At 39.0% G+C, this 24,721-nt stretch carries 21 protein-coding genes; 19 read left to right on the top strand and 2 right to left on the bottom strand.

All coding sequences use genetic code 11. The features are described 5' to 3' along the window. Positions 1–2 precede the first annotated feature (2 nt). Together pfkA and H8700_RS08765 are read left to right on the top strand one after the other, a co-directional pair. Positions 3–980: a 6-phosphofructokinase gene (gene pfkA / locus H8700_RS08770; protein ID WP_022141649.1), complete on the top strand. Its 978-nt coding sequence runs from the start codon at positions 3–5 to the stop codon at positions 978–980. Between the two features lie 25 nt (positions 981–1,005). Continuing rightward, positions 1,006–1,248, top strand: coding sequence for a hypothetical protein (locus tag H8700_RS08765; RefSeq protein WP_249305171.1), 243 nt, complete (start codon positions 1,006–1,008; stop codon positions 1,246–1,248). Between the two features lie 266 nt (positions 1,249–1,514). Here the strand turns inward: H8700_RS08765 and H8700_RS08760 are convergent, their stop codons facing one another. After that, the gene (locus H8700_RS08760; protein ID WP_249305168.1) at positions 1,515–3,770 is read right to left on the bottom strand and encodes a DNA gyrase/topoisomerase IV subunit A; all 2,256 of its coding nucleotides are present in this window, start codon (positions 3,768–3,770) and stop codon (positions 1,515–1,517) included. Positions 3,771–3,847: 77 nt separating this feature from the next. Continuing rightward, complete coding sequence (locus H8700_RS08755) at positions 3,848–5,821, bottom strand: DNA gyrase/topoisomerase IV subunit B (protein ID WP_249305166.1); 1,974 nt, start codon at positions 5,819–5,821, stop codon at positions 3,848–3,850. A 267-nt stretch (positions 5,822–6,088) separates the two neighbouring features. Between H8700_RS08755 and H8700_RS08750 the strand changes: the two genes are divergently transcribed. The 17 genes from H8700_RS08750 to H8700_RS08670 all read left to right on the top strand — a co-directional run bounded on the left by H8700_RS08750 (position 6,089) and on the right by H8700_RS08670 (position 24,711). Further along, positions 6,089–7,360, top strand: coding sequence for a diaminopimelate decarboxylase (locus H8700_RS08750; RefSeq protein ID WP_249305163.1), 1,272 nt, complete (start codon positions 6,089–6,091; stop codon positions 7,358–7,360). Between the two features lie 243 nt (positions 7,361–7,603). After that, positions 7,604–7,882, top strand: a complete 279-nt coding sequence (gene flgM / locus H8700_RS08745) for a flagellar biosynthesis anti-sigma factor FlgM (protein WP_022141654.1) — start codon at positions 7,604–7,606, stop codon at positions 7,880–7,882. A 16-nt stretch (positions 7,883–7,898) separates the two neighbouring features. Beyond that, a complete protein-coding gene (locus tag H8700_RS08740) occupies positions 7,899–8,414 on the top strand; it encodes a flagellar protein FlgN (protein ID WP_022141655.1) in 516 nt (171 codons plus the stop codon). Positions 8,415–8,655: 241 nt separating this feature from the next. After that, positions 8,656–10,509, top strand: a complete 1,854-nt coding sequence (gene flgK, locus H8700_RS08735) for a flagellar hook-associated protein FlgK (protein ID WP_249305161.1) — start codon at positions 8,656–8,658, stop codon at positions 10,507–10,509. Between the two features lie 12 nt (positions 10,510–10,521). Beyond that, complete coding sequence (gene flgK / locus H8700_RS08730) at positions 10,522–12,378, top strand: flagellar hook-associated protein FlgK (protein WP_249305159.1); 1,857 nt, start codon at positions 10,522–10,524, stop codon at positions 12,376–12,378. Positions 12,379–12,475: 97 nt separating this feature from the next. After that, positions 12,476–14,005: a flagellar hook-associated protein FlgL gene (gene flgL, locus H8700_RS08725; protein WP_249305157.1), complete on the top strand. Its 1,530-nt coding sequence runs from the start codon at positions 12,476–12,478 to the stop codon at positions 14,003–14,005. 31 nt (positions 14,006–14,036) lie between these two features. Beyond that, entirely contained in the window at positions 14,037–14,474 is a 438-nt protein-coding gene (fliW, locus tag H8700_RS08720; RefSeq protein ID WP_249305155.1) for a flagellar assembly protein FliW, read from the top strand. A 19-nt stretch (positions 14,475–14,493) separates the two neighbouring features. Continuing rightward, positions 14,494–14,730 (top strand): carbon storage regulator CsrA, encoded by a 237-nt coding sequence (gene csrA / locus H8700_RS08715; protein WP_022141660.1) that lies wholly within the window; start codon positions 14,494–14,496, stop codon positions 14,728–14,730. A gap of 105 nt (positions 14,731–14,835) precedes the next feature. Next, positions 14,836–15,240, top strand: coding sequence for a flagellar protein FlaG (locus H8700_RS08710; RefSeq protein ID WP_249305153.1), 405 nt, complete (start codon positions 14,836–14,838; stop codon positions 15,238–15,240). A gap of 12 nt (positions 15,241–15,252) precedes the next feature. Then, a complete protein-coding gene (gene fliD, locus H8700_RS08705) occupies positions 15,253–17,316 on the top strand; it encodes a flagellar filament capping protein FliD (protein ID WP_249305151.1) in 2,064 nt (687 codons plus the stop codon). Positions 17,317–17,390: 74 nt separating this feature from the next. Continuing rightward, positions 17,391–17,771 (top strand): flagellar export chaperone FliS, encoded by a 381-nt coding sequence (fliS, locus tag H8700_RS08700; protein WP_249305149.1) that lies wholly within the window; start codon positions 17,391–17,393, stop codon positions 17,769–17,771. A gap of 19 nt (positions 17,772–17,790) precedes the next feature. Further along, on the top strand, positions 17,791–18,279 hold the full coding sequence (flgN, locus tag H8700_RS08695; RefSeq protein ID WP_022141664.1) for a flagellar export chaperone FlgN: 489 nt from the start codon (positions 17,791–17,793) through the stop codon (positions 18,277–18,279). Positions 18,280–18,487: 208 nt separating this feature from the next. Continuing rightward, a complete protein-coding gene (locus H8700_RS08690) occupies positions 18,488–19,318 on the top strand; it encodes a flagellin N-terminal helical domain-containing protein (RefSeq protein ID WP_249305147.1) in 831 nt (276 codons plus the stop codon). 208 nt (positions 19,319–19,526) lie between these two features. Continuing rightward, on the top strand, positions 19,527–19,841 hold the full coding sequence (locus H8700_RS08685) for a DUF8042 domain-containing protein (protein WP_022141666.1): 315 nt from the start codon (positions 19,527–19,529) through the stop codon (positions 19,839–19,841). Between the two features lie 15 nt (positions 19,842–19,856). After that, positions 19,857–21,686, top strand: a complete 1,830-nt coding sequence (locus H8700_RS08680; protein ID WP_249305145.1) for a motility associated factor glycosyltransferase family protein — start codon at positions 19,857–19,859, stop codon at positions 21,684–21,686. A 134-nt stretch (positions 21,687–21,820) separates the two neighbouring features. Then, positions 21,821–23,143 (top strand): motility associated factor glycosyltransferase family protein, encoded by a 1,323-nt coding sequence (locus tag H8700_RS08675; protein ID WP_249305143.1) that lies wholly within the window; start codon positions 21,821–21,823, stop codon positions 23,141–23,143. Continuing rightward, a complete protein-coding gene (locus H8700_RS08670) occupies positions 23,140–24,711 on the top strand; it encodes a glycosyltransferase (protein ID WP_249305142.1) in 1,572 nt (523 codons plus the stop codon). The genes H8700_RS08675 and H8700_RS08670 overlap by 4 nt, the downstream gene beginning before the upstream one ends. The last annotated feature ends 10 nt before the right edge of the window (positions 24,712–24,721 follow it).

Here is a 24,721-nt window from a genome sequence, read left to right as displayed (position 1 = left end):
ATATGAGTAACGCAGTAAAGACAATTGGTGTTTTAACAAGTGGTGGGGATGCACCGGGAATGAATGCAGCAATCCGTGCAGTAGTTCGTACCGGTATTTCAAATGGATTAAATGTAAAGGGAATCCGTCGTGGTTTTGCAGGACTTTTAGAAGAAGATATCTTTGATATGAATAATCTGACCGTATCGGATATTATCCAGACAGGTGGTACAATCTTATATACAGCCCGCTGTCTTGAGTTCAAGCATGAAGAATACCAGAAAAAAGGTGCTGAGATCTGTCGTAAGCATGGTATTGATGGTATCGTAGTAATCGGTGGTGATGGTTCTTTCAATGGTGCGAGCAAGCTTGCACAGCATGGAATCAATACGATCGGTGTTCCGGGAACGATCGATCTGGATATTGCATGTACAGAGTACACGATCGGATTTGATACAGCGATCAATACAGCAATGGAAGCAATCGATAAATTAAGAGATACTTCAGAATCACATGAACGATGCAGCATTGTTGAAGTAATGGGACGTACAGCAGGTCATATTGCACTTTGGACAGGCATTGCCAGCGGTGCAGAGTATATATTGACAACAGAAGAATATCATGGTGATATCCAGAGAATCATCAATAAGATTCAGGATAGACGACGCATCGGTAAGAAGAACCATATCATTGTCAATGCAGAGGGAATCGGAAACTCAGCGGAGATGGCAAAGGTGATTGAGATTGCTACCGGTGTTGAGACAAGAGCTACGGTACTTGGTCATATCCAGCGTGGTGGTAATCCAACATGTAAAGATCGTGTATTTGCTTCTGCTATGGGTGCGAAAGCAGTTGAGCTTCTTTGCGAGGGTAAATCTAACCGTGTTGTAGGATATAAAGAAGGCGAATTCGTTGACTTTGATATTCAGGAAGCTCTTGCAATGGACAAAGGATTAGATCCATTCTTATGGCATATTACAAAGAAACTGACAACTCGTTAATAATGTTTGAAATGAGGGATGATTTATGAAGAAATTTTTGAAATTTGTAGTAGGTGTTGCTGCAGTAGCAGGAAGTGTTGCCGGTGTCTTATATTTCTGGGACAAACGCAAAGCAGACTTAGAAGAAGATGATTTCGATGATGACTTTGATGATATCTTTGAAGATGAGAACGATGACAGTGACAGAGATTATGTGACATTAGATATCGGTGAGGAAGAAGGAACAGAAGCAAAAGAAGAAAGCACAGAAACTTCTAAAGAGGAATAAGAAGTACAAAGTGATCGATGCTAAAATTCCACAATGATATGAGAAAATTTTTATTCCTTTTTGGCATCATCATTGTATTAGATAAAAAAGAAAATTCATATCATAAAAAGCTCTATGTTATAGAATTCTGATACCGCTTTCCAAAATAGATTTTAAATCTGATTTTGGAAGGCAGTATAGTTTCATTCTATCGCATAGAGCTTTTTTGCTATACAGGGGTTTTCGGACAGATATCGCTCTATTCATACAGATAATACTCTATTGTATTAAGAAAGACGTATCTGTGCTTTCTGCCCCTTCGCACCACGTTTGCGGTTTCGTATCTTCTTTGGATTGTATTTAGTCTGTTCAAAAGTGACCTCTTCACAATCCGGCGTTACAACGGAAGAGTATTCGACAAGGTCCTCTTTTTCCAGTGCAATACCTTTAACGCCACGGCTTGTTTTTTTGAGCTCGCTGACTTCTGTGAGTGGAAAGCCAAGAGACAGTCCGTCTTTTGTGATCATAATGACTTTACGATCCTGTGCGATCGCATCTTCTACGGTTAATAAAGTCACACCGGCAAGGTAATCATTCTCATCCAGTTTTGTAGAAGCGATTGCCAGACGGTTCGTATCGAATTCAATACCCGATACCAGCTTGACAAAACCATATGCTGTTGTAAAGAGAAGCTGTGAATTAAATAATGTTTCTGCATCGACATAAAGCAGAGCATCTTCGTGCCCGATCTTGCAAAGTGACTGGATCAGCACACCCTTATCACGGCTCCTGCCTTTTGGTATGTTCATGGCTTTGATCTGATACATGTTACCCGCAGAAGAGAAGACACAAAGCCGATCTGTGTTACGCATACAGACGATATGTGCATAATCGTTGAGCGTTTCTGCAGAAAGGCGGGAATAACTTGTGGCATCAACAGATTTGATGTAGCCAAAGCGATCGATCAGAACATAGATATCCTCTTCTTTGATCTCTTCAACATATTTGACCTGAGAAACATTCGCAAGTTCTGTTTTTCTGGGTACTCCAAATTGTTTTTTGTATCGTTTCAGACGGGCAATGATTGTTTTGTCTAATTCTTCTTTGTTGTTTAAGATCACAAGATATTGCGCAATGTTATTATCAAGTACATCTTTTTCCTGGTGTAGTTTTAAAAGTTCAAGACCGATCAGACGGCTTAACGGCATAGCAAGGATCGCATCTGCCTGACGTTCGGTAAAAGAGAGCGTAGCGGCATCTTTTTCTGATTTTTTGGAACGGAATGTGATCCCTTCGGTGATCCCATCGATCAGGCAGGATTTTGCCTGTTTGACAGACTGGCTGCCACGTAAGATCTCAATGATCAGATCGATCACATCGGTTGCTTTGATCAGACCGTTTACAATCTCAAGGCGGTCTTTGGCTTTGGCAAGAAGATGCTCATATTCTTTGGTATATAACTCTTCCTGGAAAAGTACAAATTCCTGAAGCATATGCTTTAACGTAAATGTGATCGGCTGTTTGTCTTTGACTGCAAGCATATTGACACCATAGGTATCTTCCATGGCTGTCTTTTTATAGAGCCCATTTAAGAGATTTTCGATATTACGGTCTTTTTTTACTTCGATCACAAGACGGATTCCTTCTTTTGAAGACTCATCACGGACATCATAGATCTCATCAAAGACTTTATCTTTTGTCAGAGCGACAAGGCTTTCTAATAATTTTGTTTTGTTACCGGCAACGGTATAGGGAATTTCGGTAATTACAATATTTTTGCGTCCGTTATCGCTGTTTTCAATTTCTGTTTTGGCACGGATCGTTAATTTTCCTTCACCGGTATTATAGATCTGTTCAATGCTGTCAGCATTTGTGATCATTGCTCCGGTTGGAAAATCCGGTCCCTTGATATATTTCATAAGTCCTTTTGTTGTAATATCAGGATTTTTGATCAATGCCACGGTTCCGTCAATAACTTCGGATACATTATGCGGTGGAATGTTTGTCGCCATACCGACAGCAATACCGGTTGTACCGTTGATCAAAAGGTTTGGCAGTGTAGCCGGTAAAACAAGTGGCTCCTTTTCGCTTTCATCAAAGTTTGGACCGAAAGGAACCAGTCCTTTGTCTAAGTTTTCAAGAAGCGTCAAGGCACCTGCAGACAAACGGGCTTCGGTATATCGCATCGCAGCAGCACTGTCTCCGTCAATGGAACCAAAGTTACCATGACCATCTACTAAAGGAAGGTTTAGGGAATAATCTTCGGTCATATGTACTAAAGCATCGTAGATGGAGCTGTCGCCATGCGGATGATATTTACCCATGGTATCTCCGACGATACGGGCACTTTTTCTGTGTGGCTTGTCCGGTGCCAGTCCGAGTTCTGTCATGGCATATAATATTCTTCGCTGAACCGGTTTGAGTCCGTCTCTGACATCGGGAAGTGCACGCGAGATAATAACGCTGACAGCATAATCCCGGTAGGAATTTTTCATTTCATCTGAAAAATCTAATTGAATGATTGATTGGTCTTTCGTTGTCATTATAATCCTCGTTTCTATTTCAATTTTATATCTGAATCTTTATTATGCAGTGATACCATCTATAGCGGGAAAGAACATTACACATCTAATGTAGCATACTTGGCTTCTTCCATAATAAACTGCCGTCTTGGTGGGACACTGCTGCTCATTAATGTCGTAGTCACATCATCTGCCTCAACCGTATCACTGATAGAGATCTGTGCAAGAATTCTTGTCTCGGGATCAAGTGTTGTCTCCCAGAGCTGGCTGGCATCCATTTCGCCAAGACCTTTGTAACGTTGGATACTTAGGATCTTGTTATCTTTATTCTTACGGAATTTTTCTAACTCAAAGTCGTTAAAGATATATTCGGAATGCATTTTTTTGCTACGGCTTTTTTTGCCTTTTTCGGCTTTATCATTATCTTTGACCGGCAGCTTTTTGTTCTCGTAATCTACCTTATATAATGGCGGAAGACCACGATAGACTTTTCCTTCATAGATCAGTTCCGGCATAAAACGATAAAAGAATGTTAAAAGCAATGTACTGATATGAGCACCATCGACATCGGCATCGGTCAGGATAATGATCTTGTCATAGCGTAGTTTTTTGATATCGAAATCATCACCAATGCCACAGCCAAAGGATGCGATCATGGATTTGATCTCGTTGTTTTGCAAGATCTTTTCTAACGAAGCTTTCTCTACGTTTAAGATTTTTCCACGCAAAGGAAGAACTGCCTGCGTCTTTCGGTTACGGGCTGTTTTTACCGTACCGCCGGCAGAGTCACCCTCGACAATGTATACTTCACATTCTTCCGGCTTTTTAGAAGTGCATGCAGCAAGTTTGCTTTTGCTGTCAATATCATTTAACTGTTTTAAGACAGCGGTTCTTGCTTTATCACTCGCTTTTCTGGCATTGTAGGATTTTAAGGAATTGTCTAAGATTTTTTTTAAGACTTCGACATTCTTATCAAGATAACGTTGTACCTGCGTGGTAAAGACATCTTCTACAGCTGTTTTTGCGTCAGTATTTCCAAGCTTCGTTTTTGTCTGTCCTTCGAACTGCGGATCGGGATGCTTGATCGAAATGATTGCAACAAGACCGTTTCGGATATCCTTTCCGTCAAAGTTTTCGTCTTTTTCTTTTAGGATGCCAAGTTCTCTTGCATACTGATTCATTACACGCGTGAGACCGGTTTTAAAGCCGGTTACTAAGGTACCGCCGTCTACGACATTGATACGGTTACAATACGGATTGATCTGTTCTGAAAAATTCGTTGTATACTGGAAAGCAATTTCAACTTCAATATCACCGCTTTTTCCTTCTATATAAATAGGATCTTCATGCAATACAACGGCATCCCTGTTGATATAGCGGACGAAACTCTGGATTCCGAATTCTTCAAGATAGACAATTTCTTCGTCGTCTATTTCGTTTTTAAAGATCAATTTGAGATTTTTATTCAAAAAGGCGATCTCTTTTAATTTCTTTTTGATCACTTCCGGTTTGAAATGGATTGTTTCAAAAATTTCCGGATCAGGATAAAAGGTTACTTTTGTGCCGGAAGCACTTTTTGCACATTTGCCAATGACCGGAAGCATTCCGTTTTCTAAGGAGACAGCAGGCTTACCGCCATTCTCATAGATATCCTGATAGATGCATCCGTTATGGCGTACCTCAACGATCATTTTTGTTGATAATGCATTGACAACAGAAGAGCCGACACCATGCAGACCACCTGAAACTTTGTAGGCACTGTTTCCGAACTTTCCACCGGCATGCAGGATCGTATATACAACACGTACTGTCGGTATCTTCTTGGTCGGATGTAAGTCAACCGGAACCCCTCGCCCGTTATCTTCGATACAGATTCCTCCGTCTTTTTGCATCGTGATATGGATTTCATCACAAAATCCCGCAAGATGTTCATCAATACTGTTGTCTAAGATTTCCCAGATCAGATGATGAAGACCCCTCGAACCGGTTGAACCGATATACATACCCGGTCTTTTTCTGACTGCTTCTAATCCTTCCAGGATTACAATATCTTTTCCTGAATATTCGCTCATTTTCTTTCCCCTTTAAGTTGCTTTTTTATAAATGCCGGTAAACCGGCGCAAGTGTTTATTGCGTACATATCTAATAAGTATAGCACAAATAAAAATAAGATTGCAAATAATCAGAACAAATGTTTGCGCTTGTGCCAAAAAGAAGTATTGAAAGTGGATTTGCTTTTTGATATGATAAAGATTGTGTGGAGTTTACCAGAAGAATCAGACGATCATAAGGCGATTTGCGATGTTAGTCTGTAAAGTATAGAAAGGAAGAGACAGATTATGAAAAAGACACCATTTGTAACCAAAGAACAAGTAGAAGAGATTGCAAAGACATATCCGACTCCGTTTCATATTTATGATGAAAAAGGGATCAGAGAGAATGCACGTAAGTTAAAAGCAGCATTTTCATGGAATAAAGGATATCGTGAATATTTTGCGGTAAAAGCAACTCCGAATCCATATATTTTAAAAATATTACAGGAAGAAGGATGTGGTGTTGACTGTTCTTCATTGACAGAGCTTATGATGTCAGAAGCTTGTGGCTTCCATGGATCAGACATTATGTTTTCTTCAAACGTAACTCCGGCAGAAGAATATAAAAAAGCAAAAGCATTAGATGCATTTATCAACTTAGATGATATTACACATATTGATTTCCTGGAAAAAGAAGCAGGTATCCCGGAGACTATCTGCTGTCGTTACAATCCGGGCGGAGTGTTCAAGATGGGAACAGACATTATGGATAATCCGGGAGATGCCAAATACGGTATGACAAAAGAGCAGATGAAAGAAGCGTTCAAACGTTTGAAAAAAATGGGAGCAAAGCGTTTTGGAATTCATTCTTTCCTTGCAAGTAATACCGTATCAAATGAATATTATCCGACTTTGGCAGGTATCCTTTTTGATCTTGCTGTTGAATTGAAGGAAGAAACAGGTGTAGATATTGCATTCATCAATCTTTCCGGTGGTGTCGGTATTCCTTATACACCGGACAAAGAGCCGAATGATATTGCAGTGATCGGTGAAGGCGTACGCAAGCAGTTTGAAAAGATCATGGTACCTGCAGGGCTTGGTGATGTTGCAATCTTTACAGAATTAGGAAGATTTATGCTTGCACCTTACGGTGGACTTGTCACAAAAGCAATCCATGAGAAGCATATTTATAAGGAATATATCGGTGTAGATGCATGTGCTGTCAATCTGATGAGACCGGCTATGTATGGTGCATATCATCATATCACGGTTCTTGGGAAGGAAGACGCTCCTTGTGATCACAAATATGATGTAACAGGATCTCTTTGTGAGAATAATGATAAATTTGCAGTAGACAGAATGCTTCCAAAGATTGATATGGGAGATTATTTGTTCATTCATGATGCAGGTGCACATGGTTTTGCAATGGGATATAATTACAATGGTAAATTGAAATCAGCAGAGTTGTTGTTACAGGAAGACGGAAGTGTTAAGATGATCCGTCGTGCAGAGACGCCAAAGGATTACTTTGCTACCTTTGACTTTTCGGATATCTTAAAGGATGTTAAATACGAATAAAAAGATCAGATGGTCTGACAGAGGGCAGCACATAGGTGCTGTCCTTTTTTGTGGAATAGGAATCTGTTCGTGCAGTAGTGGTGCATCAACAAGAATTGCATTAGCAATTCTTGCAGTGCAAAGTGCGGGCTTTGCACTTTTTTATTTTTTGCAAAAAAGTCAAAAAAAAACTAAAGTTTCTTTTTTATCATTCCGATATTTATATTGAAAATGTTGTGAAATTTTATTTAGGTGGTGATTAGAATGAGAGTAGATGCCATTAATCATGTAAGTCAGCTGTACCAGTCAACAAAGGTAAAAAGCGTAGGTAAGACAAAGAAATCCTCATATCAGGATGCTTATGAAATCTCTCAATCTGCAAAAGATTATCAGGTAGCAAAGAATGCGATCGCTGAGTCATCAGATGTTCGCGAAGACAGAGTTGCTGAAATGAAAGAAGCACTTGCCAGTGGAACGTATAACGTATCTTCACAGGAAATCGCAGAAAAGATGATCAGTAATTACTATGACATCTCAATATAAGAAATGAGGTTGAACATTGGCTAGTTTGATGGAGGATCTTTTTACTGCATTGAGCGGTGAAAAAGAAATTTATGAGAAACTGATTCCGGTATCAGAGAAGAAGACGGAGATCTTAACCCGTGGAGATCTGAAAGAACTGGAAGAGGTAACCCGGGAAGAGCAGGCTTTGGTTGAGAAAGCGACAGCGATAGGAAAGAAAAGAGAAGAAGTGATTGCCAATATTGGAGTCGTGCTAAACAGGGATGCGAGCACATTGGATCTGACAACATTGGCAACGCTGTTAGAAAAGCAGCCTGGAGAAAGAAAAAAGATAGCACAGCTTCATGATGAATTGAAAGTGATCATGAGGCGTTTAGTAGATATTAATGAGAAAAATAAAAATCTCATTGAGAATTCCCTTGAAATGATAGAATTCAATATGAATTTTATTCAAAGTACACGGATGTCACCAGGGGTAAATAATTACGACCGCAATGCATCGTCATCCTACAGTCCGGGATATACACCGGGAGGGTTTGATGCAAAGCAGTAGTGATTGTTTACGGGGAGCGTAAAGCTCCCTGTACTGTGACAGCCGTTTTTTTGCTGTATAAGAGAATTAAAATCTGGCAATATATCGGAAGTGATAGGATGACCGGTAGTGGTCATCCGGTCAGAAAGATATGAGTTTTGAAAAGAAAAGTTGAATATATTGAATGGATATAGATTGATGTGCTTTCGGATTGGTTTTTGAGAAGATATCGAGAGTACATATTATTGAAACGGAGGAAAAGATGAGTTTATTTACAAGTTTTAATGCGGGTGTTTCCGGCTTGCAATCGTCGCAGGCAGGACTGAATACAACGGCACATAACCTTGCGAATACAAAGACACAGGGGTATACCAGACAGCAGAATATCAATAAAGATACCTATTATCAGACAATCAAGACAACAACGAATTCTACACTTCAGGTAGGATACGGTACAACGATTGCCACAATACGTCAGATCAGAAATGAATTTCTGGATAAAGAGTATAGAAAGGAAGTCAGCAGACAGACTTTCTACGAAGTACAGTATAATACGGCAACCGAGATTGAAGATATCTTAGGCGAGACAGAAGGCGTGGAGTTCAATGATGTCTTATCGGACATCTGGCAGACTGTACAAGATCTGTCAACCAATCCGGAAAGTATTACAAATCGTAAGCTTTTCATTACACAGGCAGAATCGTTCCTGGAAAAGGCACAAAATGTCTATTCTGCATTGAAGAGTTATCAGGTTAATCTGAATTCACAGATTGAAAATCAGGTGACATCGATCAACAAGATTGCTGACCAGATCGCAGAGCTGAATACAAAGATTTCCGCAGCAGAAGCATCGGGACTTGAAAATGCAAATGATTACCGTGATGCAAGAAACCTTTTATTAGATCAGTTAGCGGAATATACAAACTATGATTACTATGAAGACAGCACAGGACAGGTTAACGTCAGAATCAATAACGCACCGTTAGTTGATGAATCAAGATCGTATCATATGGCTTGCAAAAATATCAAGAACCAGAAATACGATGAAGCAACCGGAACATATACCGATATTGAATCTTCTCCGATGTATACGGTAGTATGGGAAAAGAACGGTTATGGTGAAGTATATGATATCAATCGTGCATACTCACAGGAAGAAGAAACAGATATGGGTTCACTTCTTGGTATTCTGACAGCACGAGGCAAGAATGTTGGTGTGTACACAGATATTGTACAGAATCCGACATCCTATGAATTGGAGAATTATAATAATACAACAGGAAATTGTCTGCTAGAGAAAGTAGAAGCACAGTTTGACCTTTTGATCCACAAGATCGTTACAGCTGTCAATGATGCATTTGCACCAAATGTTGATGCAGATCTGACAGGTGTTTCCGGAACCGATGCAAAGGGAAATGCAATGCCGGCATTGACAAATGCAAAAGTACTTGATGCGAACAACTGCCTGGTAGGTGCGGATGACGATGAAACAATCGGAACGGAAGTTTTCACACGAAAAGGACAAGGTTCACGTTATACGGTATATACGGTAAACGGACCTGTGACAACCACAGATGAGAATGGCAACACGATTACGCTGACAAAAGAAAATGTTGCAGCGGATGGTACAAAGACATACAGCCTGTATGTATACAATGAAGAAGACGCAGATGATAAAAATACATTATATACATTACAGAATCTAGAAGTGAATTCGAGCCTCAAAGAGAATTATTCTTACCTTCCGGTCAAGGGTAATCCCGCAACCGGAAATTATGGAACATATTTACAGACACCATATGAAAATATCCTTGCAAGCTGGAGAAAAGAAGATACGGCATTAGATCCGAATGCATTATCAAAATATGGTGCAGACGGTTTCTATGATGCAATGGTCGGAAACCTTGCTACGCAGGGGAGTGTCTGGAAGAGTATTATGGAAAACCAGACAAAAGAAACAGAAAGCATAGAAGATAAGAGACAGCAGATTGCCGGTGTATCGACAGAAGAAGAAATGACAAGTCTTTTGATGTACCAGCATGCGTACAATGCTGCATCAAGATATATCACGACGGTAGATGCAATGTTACAGCATTTGATCGAACGTTTAGGATAGGAGGGATAAGAGATGCCATCAACATTTTTTGGGTTAAATATTGCAAGATCAGGTATGTCTACCTACAATGCCGTATTAAATACAACAGCACATAATATCGCAAATGTAAAAACAACAGGATATTCCAGACAGGTTGTAAAACAGCAGGCAACAGAAGCAATCTCTTTTAAAACTACATATGGTATGGTAGGAACCGGTGTCGATGCGATCAGCATTGACAGCCAGAGAGACGTTTATTACGATAATAAATATCGCATGAGCAATACAAGCTATAGCCGTTATGAATCATTAAATTATTATATGAACAGTATTGAGAATGATCTGTATGCAAAAGACAGTACAAGTGGCGGAATGACAAATTCTTTGGATAATTTTTTCAAAGTAGTTACCAGTCTGACAACAGATCCATCCAGCACAACGATTCGTACACAGACAGTCGGTTATGCAGATACATTAGTCAAATCGATCAATGAAGTAGCGAATTCGTTACAGGCATTACAAAAAGATTTAAATGACCAGATAGCATCAACAGTAGATCAGATCAATGCGTATGCACAGCAGATCGCATCGCTGAACAAGCAGATCGCTACGATTGAAATATATGGTACAAAGGCAAATGATCTGCGCGACCAGAGAGCAACGATCATAGATGAGCTTTCGGCATTAGTGGATGTTGACGTGGTAGAAAAAGAGCCGACAAACGGTAACGGACTTGCTCAATACATTGTATCGATCGCAGGGTCGCCTTTAGTAGATACCAATGATTATAATACGATCAAGTATACAGCAATGGATACCTGTTATTCTATGAATGATATGGATAAGATGTATGATCTGACATGGAGTACCGGTCAGAGCTTTGATAAGCGGAGCAAAGCATTAGGCGGAAAACTGCAGGCATTGTTTGAAATGCGTGATGGTAATAATAATGAGACATTTGAAGGAAAAGCAACCGGAACAGCGGGTTCTAAGACATTAACAGTAACAGATGTAAACGACCTTGGAAATTCTCTTTTAAAACTGGATATTCCGGCTTCGGATGGTGTGATCACACTGGGAAATGCTACATATAATTATAAGTCATTTACAGCAACAGTGGATGCTGATGGAAATTATACGTATACATTTACATTGGAAAATGCATTAGGAAGAGATATTCAGGATGAGGATATGCATATCAGCGATGCGGTAGATTACAGAGGTGTTCCTTATTATATGTCGCAGCTGAATGAATTTATCAGAACTTTTTCATATAACTTCAATAAAGTACAGACAAGTGGTTATGATCTGAATGATAATGCAGGTCAGCAGATGTTTATTGCAAAAGATAAAGTAAATGGTATTGAGATGCGCTTTTCGGATACAGTAAAGACAGGATTTACGTTTGATTCCTTATTAGCCTTAGATGCTAATGGAAAGATCGCAACGGATACCGAAGGGTATGCTAATACAAGTTATTATATGATGACCGCGTTGAATTGCAATATTGATTCACAGATTGCAAAAGACGGTTCTTTGCTTGCACTTTCCGATAAACAGGGCGGCGGTGTATCAAATGGTGGTAACTTAGCGAAGATGTCTGACCTTGCAAATGATACTACGATGTTTCGACAGGGAAAACCGGGATCTTTTTTACAGGTGCTTACTTCTGCAGCCGGTGTAGACGGATCCAAGGTAAAAACGGCGATGGAGAATGCAGAAAATATCAAAAATGCAGTAGCAAATAGAAGGTTATCAACAGCGGGTGTTGATGAAGATGAAGAAGGCCAGAACATGATCATCTGCCAGAATCTGTTGAATTATCAATATAAAGTATTATCTGTTATGAATGAAGTGTTAGATAAGTTGATCAATGGAACAGCAGTCTAGTATAACGAAAATGTGAAAATTTGAATTTCGTTGTACCGCAATCAGACAGACTGATAAATGAAGAGCGATGCTTGCAAAGCATAGATAGGAGGGTTTCATGAGAGTTACAAACAGCATGATCACAAATAGTTCGCAGCAGCATATTACCAATGCGAAAAATTTATTTTTAAAATACCAGACACAATTTGCGTCAGAAAAAAAGATCCAGCGTCCATCGGATGATCCTACAGTAGCGGTTCGTGCTTTACAACTGCGTACTACTTATACACAGATCAGGCAGTATGCAAGTAAAAATGTATCGGACGCCATGGACTGGATGGATTCTACAGAGACAGCATTAAAAAATGCAAATACAACTTTAAAGAATATGAAAGGTTATTTAAACCAGGGTGCAAATGATTATCTTGAATCAGATCAGAGAAACTCTGTCCTTTCTGTGCTGCAGGAATATGTTTCTTCTATCTTTGAAGATGAAGCTAATACCGATTATTCGGGCAGATATGTATTTAGCGGATATCGTACCGATACCTCTCTTATCTTTCCGACCGATACCGATAATCTGGAATATAAGATTTCGGAAAGTTTTTCATCAAAAGCAATTGATACGATCAAATATGTTACAAGTAATGTGGGATATGTAGCAGGTAATGATATCACGGATTATTCCGACCAGCTTGCATCTCAGGATACCGCATACCGCTTACAGCTTTCTTACCGTAATTGCTCAAACAGTGCGATCACAGGAGATAATACGGTATTTAATATTACAACATCCTATAAGAATGCAGCAGGCACAACGGTTACGGATACTTTATCCAGTGCAGTGGTAAGTTCAGACGATCCGAACGCATATGATGTAGATGCTTATAATAAAGCAAACGGTACCAACTTTGATACAATCTATCTGTATGATACCGGCACCGTGATCTTTGGTGCGCAGGCATATTCTGATGTCCAGATGAATAATGCAACAATTATGGTTGATTATACAAAGAAAGAATTTGAAAAGAGTGATATCCGTCCGGAAATGTATTTTGGATGTACAAGTTATAATACAAGTACAGGAAGAACAATCAATTATTCTGCACCGGAGAAACAGGATATCCGTTATGAAGTTAATTTCAGCCAGACAGCTGTTGTCAATACACAGGCAAAAGATGCATTTGATCCACAGATCTATCGTGCGATCAATCACATTGAAGAATGTGTGCAGGCAATGGATGAGTTAGAGCAGAAGATGAGTGATGTAGATAAGCAGATCGCAAACAGTGCCGATGAGGATGAGATTGCTGCATTAAAGGAACTTCAGAGTCGTTTTGAAGCAGAGAAAAAGCTTCGTACGGAAGTTATGACAGAGGCATTTACAAAAGGACTGAGTATGGTAAGCTTTACGCAGGATAAGTTAAATGTTGCATTAGCAGATCTCGGTTCACGTTATAACCGTCTTGAACTGACAGAAGATAAACTGGATGATCAGAGTACTAACACAGAAGAAAAATTGTCAGATAATGAAGATGTCGATCTGACAGATGCATATATCAATATGACTCAGGCAGACAATCTGTATCAGGCATCCTTATCTGCTACAGTAAAGATTCTTGGTACTTCTTTACTTAATTATATTTAATGAGTAAAGAGTATTTGGTGAGGAGGACAAGATGAGAGTAAAAACAAGATATTTTGGTGAGGTAGACATTGAAGATACCAAAGTGATCCATTTCGAAAAAGGAATTCCGGGGTTTGAACAGTATACGGATTATACGATCTTATATGATATAGAAGAAGGTCAGGAAGCATTCTTTTCCTGGCTGCAATGTATTACGGAAGAGGGGCTTGCATTCCCAATCGTGAATCCGTTTCGTGTGGATACGTCCTATGATCCGGTTGTAGAAGATGCATTGTTAAAACAGCTTGGAGATTTTGAGACAGAAGATCTGGCGGTTTTTCTTTTGGCAACTGTTCCGGCAGATGTCAGCAAAACTTCTGTGAACATGAAAGCACCTATCGTTATCAATACGCGTAATAACAAAGCGATGCAGATCATTGCAGAGAATAATGAGTATCAGGTTAAACATATGATATTAGAAGAACAATAAGCAGGATCGGAGGAGTCAGATGTTAGCATTAGCCAGAAAGGTAAACCAGTCGATCATGATCGGTGATGATATCGAGATCACATTACTGGAGATTAAAGGAGATCAGGTAAAGATCGGAATCAGTGCACCAAAATCCATTCCGGTTTACCGAAAAGAGATTTATCTGCAGATTCAGGAAGAAAATAAACAGGCAGGACAGGAAGTCGATATTGCAAAGATCAGAGACTTATTTGAAAAAAAGAGTAAAGATAAATAGCAAAAATGTCGATATAAAGGTTAGTTAGATATAAGGATATATCAAAAGTTACAGACGTTATTTTTGAAGTTTATTTACAGCATTTGCACATGGAGGTGTATTACAATGGCAATGGAAGCAAAGCTTAATGGTTTTTCGGCTGATCCAAACCGAAAGATCATACCGACTGAGATAGAGACAAAAGACACGACAGCAGGTATGGTAAGTAGTACAAATACAGTCAAAAAGACTACGTTTGGTGATGACGGTGACAAAGGAAAGACAAAAGACAATCAAAAGGACAAAGAAGTAGCTCAGAGCACACTTGAGTCAGCAATGTCAAATATGAATTCAAGAATCAAAAAGACACGTTGTGAGTATGATTTTGATGATCCGACCAATACGATCACGGTAAAGGTATATGATAAAGATACCGGCGATCTTATTCGTGAAGTACCGCCTGAAAAATCTCTTGAAGCAATTAAAAAGATTTGGGAAATTGCAGGATTGATCGTAGATGAGAAACGATAAGGAGGCAGAATTATGATTAGAATGACAGGTCTTAATTCAGGATTGGATACCGATTCAATCGTACAGGCATTGATGTCTGCACAGCGAATGAAGAAAACAAAAGTCACAAGCAAAAAGACAAAGCTTGAATGGAAAAAAGATATCTGGAGCGAGATGAATACAAAACTCTATGATTTCTATAAGGGATCTTTAAATAAGATTAAATCACAATCTGCATATAAAACCAAAGCGGCAACAAGTTCAGATACCAGTAAAGTAACAGCGACTGCTACATCACAGGCAGCAGAAGGTACTTATAAGGTCAAAGTAAATTCTTTAGCTTCGGCTCAGTATGTAACAAGCGGAAAACTTGGTACACTTACAGATGGCTCGAAAGCAAAAGAAACAACAAAACTTACCGAGCTTGCTGATCCGATCGCAGCCGGTACACAGATTGCGATCAAGTCAAAATCCGGCACATCGCTTTTGCTGGTTGATGAAAATACCACAATAGGAGATTTTACAAAAGCATGCACAAACGCAGGACTAAAAGCCAGCTTTGATGAGACACAGCAGAGATTTTTTATCAGTTCGGATGATAGTGGTGTGGATCAGACGTTTTCAATTACGGCAAGTAATCTGACAACAGACCAGCAGGATACGATCGCTAACTGGAAAAAGCAGATTGGTTACGATAACTTGTCTTCTTCTGATAAAGCAAGTGTACAAAAGATCTTTGACCAGTTACAGACAGGTTCTGCTACAATTGATAAGGTACAGAATTCTATTGAGTCATATACAGATAAAGCAGCATCTAATGCGGTCAATGCATATTATAAAAAGCAGCTTCAGGATGGTTATGAAGCAAGCTATTTTACAGATGATGAGCATACAAAGGTATCGGATGCAGGCAAACAGGCACTCCTGGATTCCGGTGTAAAGCAGGATGATCTTGACAAAATGACAGAGAAAGAATTAGCAGACAGCATAAATTCTCTGATCAGTAAAAATGTTGCAAAAGACTTGAAGTCAGATGAATACCAGCAGAAGATTACAGATGGTATAGAGAACGGTATTGCCAATGCAGACGATGATTTCTTAAAGAAAGACAGTGCAACACGTAAGATTGATTCCGTAGCAGCTGCAACGACGTTCAAAGATGATATTGGTACAATCACAAACTCTTCATCGGTACTTGCCGGTCTGGGGCTTTCTTCTATTGATGGTACAGCCGTTGCAGAAGGCGATGCCGGTAATACAAGTGGTATGGTTGTCATAGCAGCCAGTGATGCATCGATCGAATTAAATGGTGCAACGCTTAGCAGTTCGGGTTCTACGATCACAGTGAACGGGTTGACATTAAATATCCTGGATATGACAGCGGGTAGTGAAGTTTCGATTTCTGTTACAAAGGATGTATCCGGTATCTATGATACGATCAAAGACTTCATTTCAGAATACAATTCAATCTTAAAAGAGATGAATACGAAGTACAATGCATCCTCTGCTAAAGATTATGATGTTCTGACAGATGAGCAGAAAGAAGCAATGTCAGATGATGAAGTAGAAAAATGGGAAGACAAGATTAAGGATTCCCTGCTTCGCCGTGATGATACATTAAGTTCTCTGATCTCATCATTCCGTGATAATATGTCAGGAACGATCACAGCATCGGATGGCAAGAGGTATGCATTGTCATCAATAGGTATTTCAACATCAGCCGATTATGCAGAAGGTGGTCTCTTACATATTAAGGGTGATGAAGATGACAGCGAGTACGCCGATGAAACAAATAAGTTGGAAGAATTACTGAATAAAGATCCGGATCTTGTTATGGAAGTATTCTCCGGACTTGCATCAAATCTTTATGATGACTTGTTTAAGAAAATGGGTAAGACAAGCATGAGTAGTGCTTTGACATTCTATAATGATGTTGAGATGAATTCTCAGTTATCGGATTATAAAGACGAGATCAAGAAGTGGGACAGCAAATTATCAACCATGGAAGAGCGTTATTATTCTCAGTTTACGGCAATGGAGAAAGCATTAGCTTCATTAAATTCCCAGTCAAATTCGCTCTCAAACTTCTTTAGTTAAAAAGCCAAGGCAGTTCGTATAGGGATTGCCTGCTATGAAAAAGGTGTAATTGCTAATACAAGGAGGTAACTACAATGGCACAATATCGAAATGCTGCACAACTTTACCAAAAAAATTCTGTTCAGACAGCATCACCGGCAAAGATTATTTTGATGTTATATGATGGTGCGATCAAGTTTTGTCATATGGCACAGGTGGCAATTGATGAAAAAAATATCGAAAAGGCGAATCTGAACATTCAGAAAGCGCAAAAGATCATCGTGCAGCTTCGTGTGTCACTTGATACAAAGTATCCGGTATCACAGGAGTTTGATAAGGTATATGATTATATTTACCGGAGACTTGTTGAAGCGAACATGAAAAAAGACAATGAAATACTCGAAGAAGCGTTAAAGCATATTAAGACAATGCGTGAAACGTGGATCGAAGTAATGAAAAAAACACATAGTATGTGATTTATAGAAAAGAGGATGTATGGCAGATCAGGTGACAGTTTATGTATCCATATTAAAAGATTCCTTAAAAGAAAAATATGAAGTGATGCAAAAGATTCTTGATGCGACAAAGCGTCAGGCAGAGATTTTGTCATCAGATCCGGTTGATGCAGATGCTTTTGATGAAATGCTATCGCAAAAAGAAGAATTGATCTCACGGATCTTTACATTAGATGGTGGATTTGAGCGTGTATTTTCGAAAGTGAATCCTTTTATACAGGCAGATCCGCAAAGCTTTAAGCCTGAAATATTGGAAATGCAGAATTATATCCGTATTATTACGGAATGCAGCATGAAAATTCAGGCATTGGAGCAAAAGAACAAAAATAAGTTCGAAATGTTTGTGAAAAATAAAAGAAAAGAGATTCGTGATTTTAATGCGAGTAACAAAACCGCAGCATCGTATTATCAAAATATGTCAAATCAGCATCACCAATGGCAGACTTATTTTGTGGATCAGAAAAAATAACAAAAAAATTAATTTTTTTATGGAAATGGGTTAAGAGAATCAGAAAAGCTGACGATAACCTTAATGTAAACAACAAAGTTATTTATTCTCCATAAGGAGTATAGATATATGCGGTTTCTAAAGTGTGTACGGACATGGAAGGGGCAGCAAACTAAAAACAATGCACCAATGGCATGGATGCCATTGCGAAATCAAGGAGGAAAATGCTATGATAGTACAGCATAATATGACAGCGCTTAACGCAAACAGACAGTTAGGCATTACAAACACAAATCTTGCAAGAAGCACAGAGAAGTTATCTTCTGGTTACAGAGTAAACCGTGCAGCTGATGATGCAGCTGGTCTTTCAATCAGTGAGAAGATGAGAGGACAGATCAGAGGTCTTGAGCAGGCTTCAACAAACGCTGAAGATGGTCAGTCACTTATCCAGACAGCTGAAGGTGCTTTAAGTGAAATTCACTCAGTACTTCAGAGAATGAGAGAACTTACAGTTCAGGCTTCAAACGATACTAACGTTTCAGCTGACCGTAAGGCTATCGCTAAAGAAGTTAGAGCTCTTACATCAGAGATCAACCGTATTGCAACTCAGACACAGTTCAATACAATGGGACTTCTTTCAGGTGGTTTCAAGAACAAGAAACTTCAGGTTGGTGCTAACACAAACCAGACAATCAGCATCACAATCAGCTCAATGACAGCTGGTAAGCTCGGTGTTTCTGCAACTGTAATTGCTAAGGTTATTTCTTCTAGCACAGGTAAGGATATCACTAAGTTGATCACAACTGTAAACACAGCTATCACAAAGGTTTCTACACAGAGATCTGCACTTGGTGCTTTACAGAACAGATTAGATCATACAATTGCTAATGCTGATAACATGGCTGAGAACTTACAGTCATCAGAAAGCAAGATCCGTGACGTAGATATGGCTGACGAGATGGTTTCTTACTCAGCATCATCTATCTTACAGCAGGCTGGTCAGTCTATGCTTGCTCAGGCAAACCAGGCTACACAGGGTGTACTTTCTTTACTCCAGTAATTATTGGACTAGGATGGTATCCTAAACTTGGGATGGAGCTGGTCGATTATCGACCGGCTCCATTTTTTCTATCATTAAATTGTGTATTGTTTTAATAAAAAATAATGGCTAAAAAGAGTGGAATTTTGAAGTATAGATATCATTATGGTATTATGAGGATATTCTAAGATGTTAGAAATATGAACAAAAATAGAGGAGGAAGCTGCAGATGAGTGGATCAAAAGATGTTGTAATGAAAAGTATAGAAGAAGTAAAAGGGATAGTTGATCTTTTTTACCAGCAAAAAGAAAAAGAGGCATTGGATCAATTTACAATAGGACTTAGCAATATGATGACAGCAATTGATGCCTTATTTACTTATCGGACAGAACATGATGATTTTGTTTTGGATGAAGCACAGCTTACAAATATTTTAAAAGATGCAATGAATGCATTACAAGACGGAGATATGGTATTGCTTGCAGATATCTTACAATATGACTATTTGGAATATATGGAAGAACTTGTTGGTAATATGGAATAGCATTGGAGAAATGATATGGATAACGCTGAGAAAAATCGTTCGGTCTTGCAGGAAGTAAGACCAAAATTATATGAAAAACTAATAGAAAGAGAAAAAGAACAGCAGCCTTCGTTTGATTCGTTCGAAAAAACCGAAACAAGAGACGGAAACTGGGCACTTTGTATAAAAAAAGACGGAAAAGTAAATCGAATGAACAGTACATATCGTCCGGCACAGGAAGCTAAGAAATGGGCAGATCAGTTTACTTTTCAAAATATGAATATTATTACCATTTTATATGGATTGGGCAATGGTATCTTTTTAGGAGAATTACTAAAAAGACTGGATGCAGATGCAAAAGTTTTTGTTTGTGAACCGGATTTTGCATTATTCTGTTTTTGCCTAGATCATTTTGATATGGAAGATGTCTTAAAAGATGAGAGAGTACAGATTTATGTAGATCAGATCAATCTCGACGGATTTGCGGGTGCATTGGAAAGAAGCGTGCATTGGACCAATCTTCCCTCACAGATCTTAAGCTTTCATCCTAATTATGATAAGCTATATATAGAGCAGTATAAGGATTTTTTAGCAGCTGTAGAAAATGTGAATAAAATGGCAAAGGTTAATCGGGATACCGAAGCACATCTGGCGCATTCGGCTATTAGCAATGTGATGAAAAATCTTCATTTTATCAAGGATAGTAACTATATTCCGGATCTGATAGATAAAATCCCGGACGGAGTGCCGGCAATTGTTGTTGCTGCCGGACCATCTTTGGATAAGAACATTGATCAATTGAAAAATGCAAAAGGAAAAGCGTTTATTCTTGCAACAGATACAGCAGTAAAATATTTATTGATGCATGATGCACCATTTGATGCGATCGTAACTTTGGATGCGAAGAAAAGCCCGCGTCATCTGACTGACGAGCGATGTGAACAGGTGCCGATCTTTAGCAATGTGGAAGCAAAAAATCTTTTCTTAGAGAAGAACAGATCGAGAAAAATCTGGTTTCGCAGTGAACCATATACAGAAGCTTTGTATAGTGAGTTTGGCAGAGAGTTTCCACCATATAGCAGTGGCGGGTCGGTTGCGACAGGTGCATTCAGTACTTGTGCTGCTTTAGGATTTAAAAAGATCGTTCTGATCGGTCAGGATCTTGCTTATGATGGAGATGTGACACATGCCGGAGGTGTAGAAAAGCACATTGTCAATGAATCTTATGGCATGAAGATGGTGGATGGCGTGAATGGCGGTAAAGTACGTTCTCGTTATGACTGGCTGATCTATAAAGACTGGTTTGAAGATGCGATCCGTGCACTTCCCGAGATTGAAGTAATTGATGCAACAGAAGGCGGTGCTTTGATCGAAGGATCTAAGGTGCGGACTTTAGCCGATGTCATTAAAAAGGAATGTAAAAAAGAATTTGATTTTGCGGCTGTTTTAGAAGAGACAGGACCTACTTTTTCCGCAGAAGAGTATACAAAAGTCAAAGAGAAAATGCTGCATCTAGAAAAGGAATTTGTTCTTTTACGAGGGAAAGCAACGGAAGGGAAAAAAGCACAGGAAGATCTGATGAAACTGATCCGTAAGCATAATACATCTGCTCAAAAAGAAGAAAAATGTCTGAAAACAATTCGTAAAGTCAATAATGTAATAGCAAAACAAAGTGCATATAACTTATTGGATACCTATATTACAGGTATGACTACGGAAAAAGTACAGCAGATCAATATGCTTTCTGAAGACGCAGATCAGAACATGTTACAGACGCTCGCTATCTCAGGAGCGGTTTATACAGCTATGATAGAAGCTATTGATGAATTGACACCATTGTTGAAAGAATCGTTAGCAAAATTGTGATAAGAGATTATCATTAAAATTTAGAGTAAAATATATGTTTTTCATGAAAAGTATAGAGTCAGATCATCTGAAGTTTTCTGAAAGTGTATTGATCTGACTTTAATGGAGAGCAAAAAAGTACAGGAGTAATTGTATTGGAAGAAAATGATTTTTGGCAAAGTAATCTTTCTATCTTAAAAAAGAAAGATTCTAAGTTGTATCGTGTGTTAAACACATTTCAGGATGAATCCGACAGAATATTTTATCTGGATCGGACAAGGGATGGAGATGTCGTTCTTTCATTAGAAGAAGAGCAAAAAAAGATTCGTCTTTGCTCTGCAAGAAATCCCAGACGGGAGGCTGAACTTTTTGCAAAAGCGAATCGTAATGAATCCTGCGAGGAATATGTCGTGTTTGGCATGGCTCTTGGCTATCATGTAGAAGCATTAGCAAAAATGACATCTAAAAAGATCGTCGTTTTGGAAAGTGATCTCGAAGTGCTTGCAATCTGTATGCGTTATCGTAACCTGAAAGAACTTTTAGAAGATACAAAAGTGACGATCGTATATTGCAAAAATCCCAAAGATTATATTCCATGGCTTGACGGAGAAAAAGAAGACATACGCTATTGTATGTGGGAACCGGCGATCAAGACCACACCGGATCGTTCTCTTCGTGAAATTTTAGAAAATTATAAAGTGATCTTTGCTTCGATGGAAAAGCAGGGTGAGCTTTTGGTTGAAAATTTTCATAAAAACCAGACGTTACAGGACGAATGTGTAGATGTGCTTTCTGATACATTCTGCGATAAAACGATGATATTATTAGCCGGTGGACCGTCGTTAGAAGAACACTGGGAGAAGCTTCGAGAGTTAAGCGGCAGAGAAGATATTGTTATGCTTTGTGTCGGAAAAGTTGCCCAAAAAGTATTGGCAGAAAAGATCCGTCCGGATTATCTTGTAATGACGGATGCAAAAGCAGGCACTCGCTGCCGTATCCGTGGAATTGAAAATTCAGGAATCCCGTTGATCTACCTATCGACAGTAGCGGCAATTGTGGCAAATGAATATGAAAGCAAGCGTTATATTGCTTATCAGGAGGGAATGCCGGAAGCAGAAGAGACAGCACACAAAATGGGATATACACTATATGAATCCGGTGGATCGGTAGCTACCTTTGCAATCGATCTTGGAATTCGTATGCATTGCAAAAGGATCATAGTCGTTGGTCTGGATATGGGATATCCGGGTGAGCAAACGCATGCCGGAGGAGTTGGAAAGAAGCTTGTCGATACACAGAATTTACGTTTGGTAGAAGGTGTTGGCGGCAGACAGGTACGAACCGGTAAAACGCTGGATATTTACCGACGCTGGATCGAAAGACGTATTGAATCTGAGACGGAGATTGAATGGATCAACGCTTCGAACGGAGCAAGAATACATGGTATGAAAGAACAAACACTGGAGGAGATTTTTTGAATTCATTGACGGAAATTTTAAGGTCATACAAAGAATGTCAGGATAAAAATGCATTCAAAGAGTTAGATAATATGATCTATGATTATTTGAGTCAGGCGGCAATAGAACAAAAAGATTTGTTGATCGAGGCTTGTAAAGAGGTATTAGAGCCATGTGCTGACAGGAAAAATACAGGTTATCAAAGACAGGAAGAAAAGATGACAAAAGAGTTTTTTTGCTTTATACTGTCTCTTTTAATGCGATTAGAGAAAAAAACAGAAGATACAAATAGTTTATTAAAAGAAATACTTCTGGGCGATTTTAATGCTGATGAACTGTATTATATCTGGAATCAGTTTAAACGGCTTTCTTTGAAAAAGATGGTGCAAACAGACCGGGAAAGTTATAACCTTCTTGAGCGGATCTATCGGAAAAGCTATGGTATTTATTTTGAAAAAACAAAATCACAGTTGGAGAAAATTCCGAAAGAACAAAGAGATCCTGCTTGTATTGTTGTTCTTACGATTCAGCTTCTCGGTATGAATCATGCTCCAACGAAAACGTTGATCGAACGTGTGAAATGGTTAAAGAAATTAGGGAAAAAAGTATTTATTGTCAATACAACCGAACAATATCTGGCAGCAGGAGAAATTCCCATCTATGATCCGGCTGTTGGAAGTGTAGAGGAAAGCTATCGCAACGCACATGTGATACGTTTTGGAGAAGATGAATTTGATTTTTTACAAATATCAGAAAAGATGACGATTGAACGGAAACTGCGCACGGTGCTCCGACTGATCAGGCAGGTAAAACCATTCTACATTTTATCGATGGGAACCGGAAGTATGACCGCTGATCTATGTGGTCAGGCTATTCCGACTGCATCTATGGCATTGGCTTTTTCTAATCTGCCACATACAATGAACCCGATGAAGATATTAGGAAGAATGATACGGGAAGAAGAAAAAGAGACATTTGCCAATATGGATGTGATCGAAAGCCGTTTTACTTTTGAATTAAAAGAACAGACACATACGTTTACAAGAAAAGAATACCGGATACCGGAAGATGCCTTTGTATTGGTTATCGTAGGGATTCGTCTGGACTATGAGCTTAGTGATGATTTTACAAAACTTTTGATCACGCTGGAAAAAGAAGGTTTTTTTGTAGTTCTGGCAGGAAAATTTGAAACGTATTCGGATTGGTGTCAAAATGATCCGGTTTTAGAACAAAATACGAACTTTATAGGCTATTGTGAAGATATGGAAGCATTGATGGAAATTTGTGATCTTTATATCAATCCGATCCGTTTAGGGGGAGGATTCTCGGTGATCGAAGCATTTGCCAAAGGAGTTCCGGGTGTGTATACAAAGACAGGGGACGTTTTTGTATCCGGTGGACCGGATTTTGCAGTCAATGATCTTAGTGAAATGAAAGAGCAGATAGAACGGTATCGTAAGGATGATGCATTTTATCGGGAAATGTCTGCAAAAGCAAAAGACAGGGCAAAGCTTATGACTTCTTCTGAGTCTGCAATCAGGGATCTAAATGATGCGATAGAGCAAAGAGTCAGAGAAAAATATTGGTAGCGAAAAGCAC

Source organism: Jutongia hominis (assembly GCF_014384965.1).
GTDB classification, from domain to species: Bacteria; Bacillota; Clostridia; order Lachnospirales; family Lachnospiraceae; genus Butyribacter; species Butyribacter hominis.
The sequence above is the reverse complement of the archived record's forward strand: the minus strand, read 5'-3'. Positions and strand labels throughout refer to the sequence as shown.

Excerpts from the sequence above, each read along its gene's own strand:
- pfkA (WP_022141649.1), top strand. The coding sequence starts at position 3 with ATGAGTAACGCAGTAAAGACAATTGGTGTTTTAACAAGTGGTGGGGAT.
- H8700_RS08765 (WP_249305171.1), top strand. The coding sequence starts at position 1,006 with ATGAAGAAATTTTTGAAATTTGTAGTAGGTGTTGCTGCAGTAGCAGGA.
- H8700_RS08760 (WP_249305168.1), bottom strand. The coding sequence starts at position 3,770 with ATGACAACGAAAGACCAATCAATCATTCAATTAGATTTTTCAGATGAA.
- H8700_RS08755 (WP_249305166.1), bottom strand. The coding sequence starts at position 5,821 with ATGAGCGAATATTCAGGAAAAGATATTGTAATCCTGGAAGGATTAGAA.
- H8700_RS08750 (WP_249305163.1), top strand. The coding sequence starts at position 6,089 with ATGAAAAAGACACCATTTGTAACCAAAGAACAAGTAGAAGAGATTGCA.
- flgM (WP_022141654.1), top strand. The coding sequence starts at position 7,604 with ATGAGAGTAGATGCCATTAATCATGTAAGTCAGCTGTACCAGTCAACA.
- flgK (WP_249305161.1), top strand. The coding sequence starts at position 8,656 with ATGAGTTTATTTACAAGTTTTAATGCGGGTGTTTCCGGCTTGCAATCG.
- flgK (WP_249305159.1), top strand. The coding sequence starts at position 10,522 with ATGCCATCAACATTTTTTGGGTTAAATATTGCAAGATCAGGTATGTCT.
- flgL (WP_249305157.1), top strand. The coding sequence starts at position 12,476 with ATGAGAGTTACAAACAGCATGATCACAAATAGTTCGCAGCAGCATATT.
- fliW (WP_249305155.1), top strand. The coding sequence starts at position 14,037 with ATGAGAGTAAAAACAAGATATTTTGGTGAGGTAGACATTGAAGATACC.
- csrA (WP_022141660.1), top strand. The coding sequence starts at position 14,494 with ATGTTAGCATTAGCCAGAAAGGTAAACCAGTCGATCATGATCGGTGAT.
- H8700_RS08710 (WP_249305153.1), top strand. The coding sequence starts at position 14,836 with ATGGCAATGGAAGCAAAGCTTAATGGTTTTTCGGCTGATCCAAACCGA.
- fliD (WP_249305151.1), top strand. The coding sequence starts at position 15,253 with ATGATTAGAATGACAGGTCTTAATTCAGGATTGGATACCGATTCAATC.
- fliS (WP_249305149.1), top strand. The coding sequence starts at position 17,391 with ATGGCACAATATCGAAATGCTGCACAACTTTACCAAAAAAATTCTGTT.
- flgN (WP_022141664.1), top strand. The coding sequence starts at position 17,791 with ATGGCAGATCAGGTGACAGTTTATGTATCCATATTAAAAGATTCCTTA.
- H8700_RS08690 (WP_249305147.1), top strand. The coding sequence starts at position 18,488 with ATGATAGTACAGCATAATATGACAGCGCTTAACGCAAACAGACAGTTA.
- H8700_RS08685 (WP_022141666.1), top strand. The coding sequence starts at position 19,527 with ATGAGTGGATCAAAAGATGTTGTAATGAAAAGTATAGAAGAAGTAAAA.
- H8700_RS08680 (WP_249305145.1), top strand. The coding sequence starts at position 19,857 with ATGGATAACGCTGAGAAAAATCGTTCGGTCTTGCAGGAAGTAAGACCA.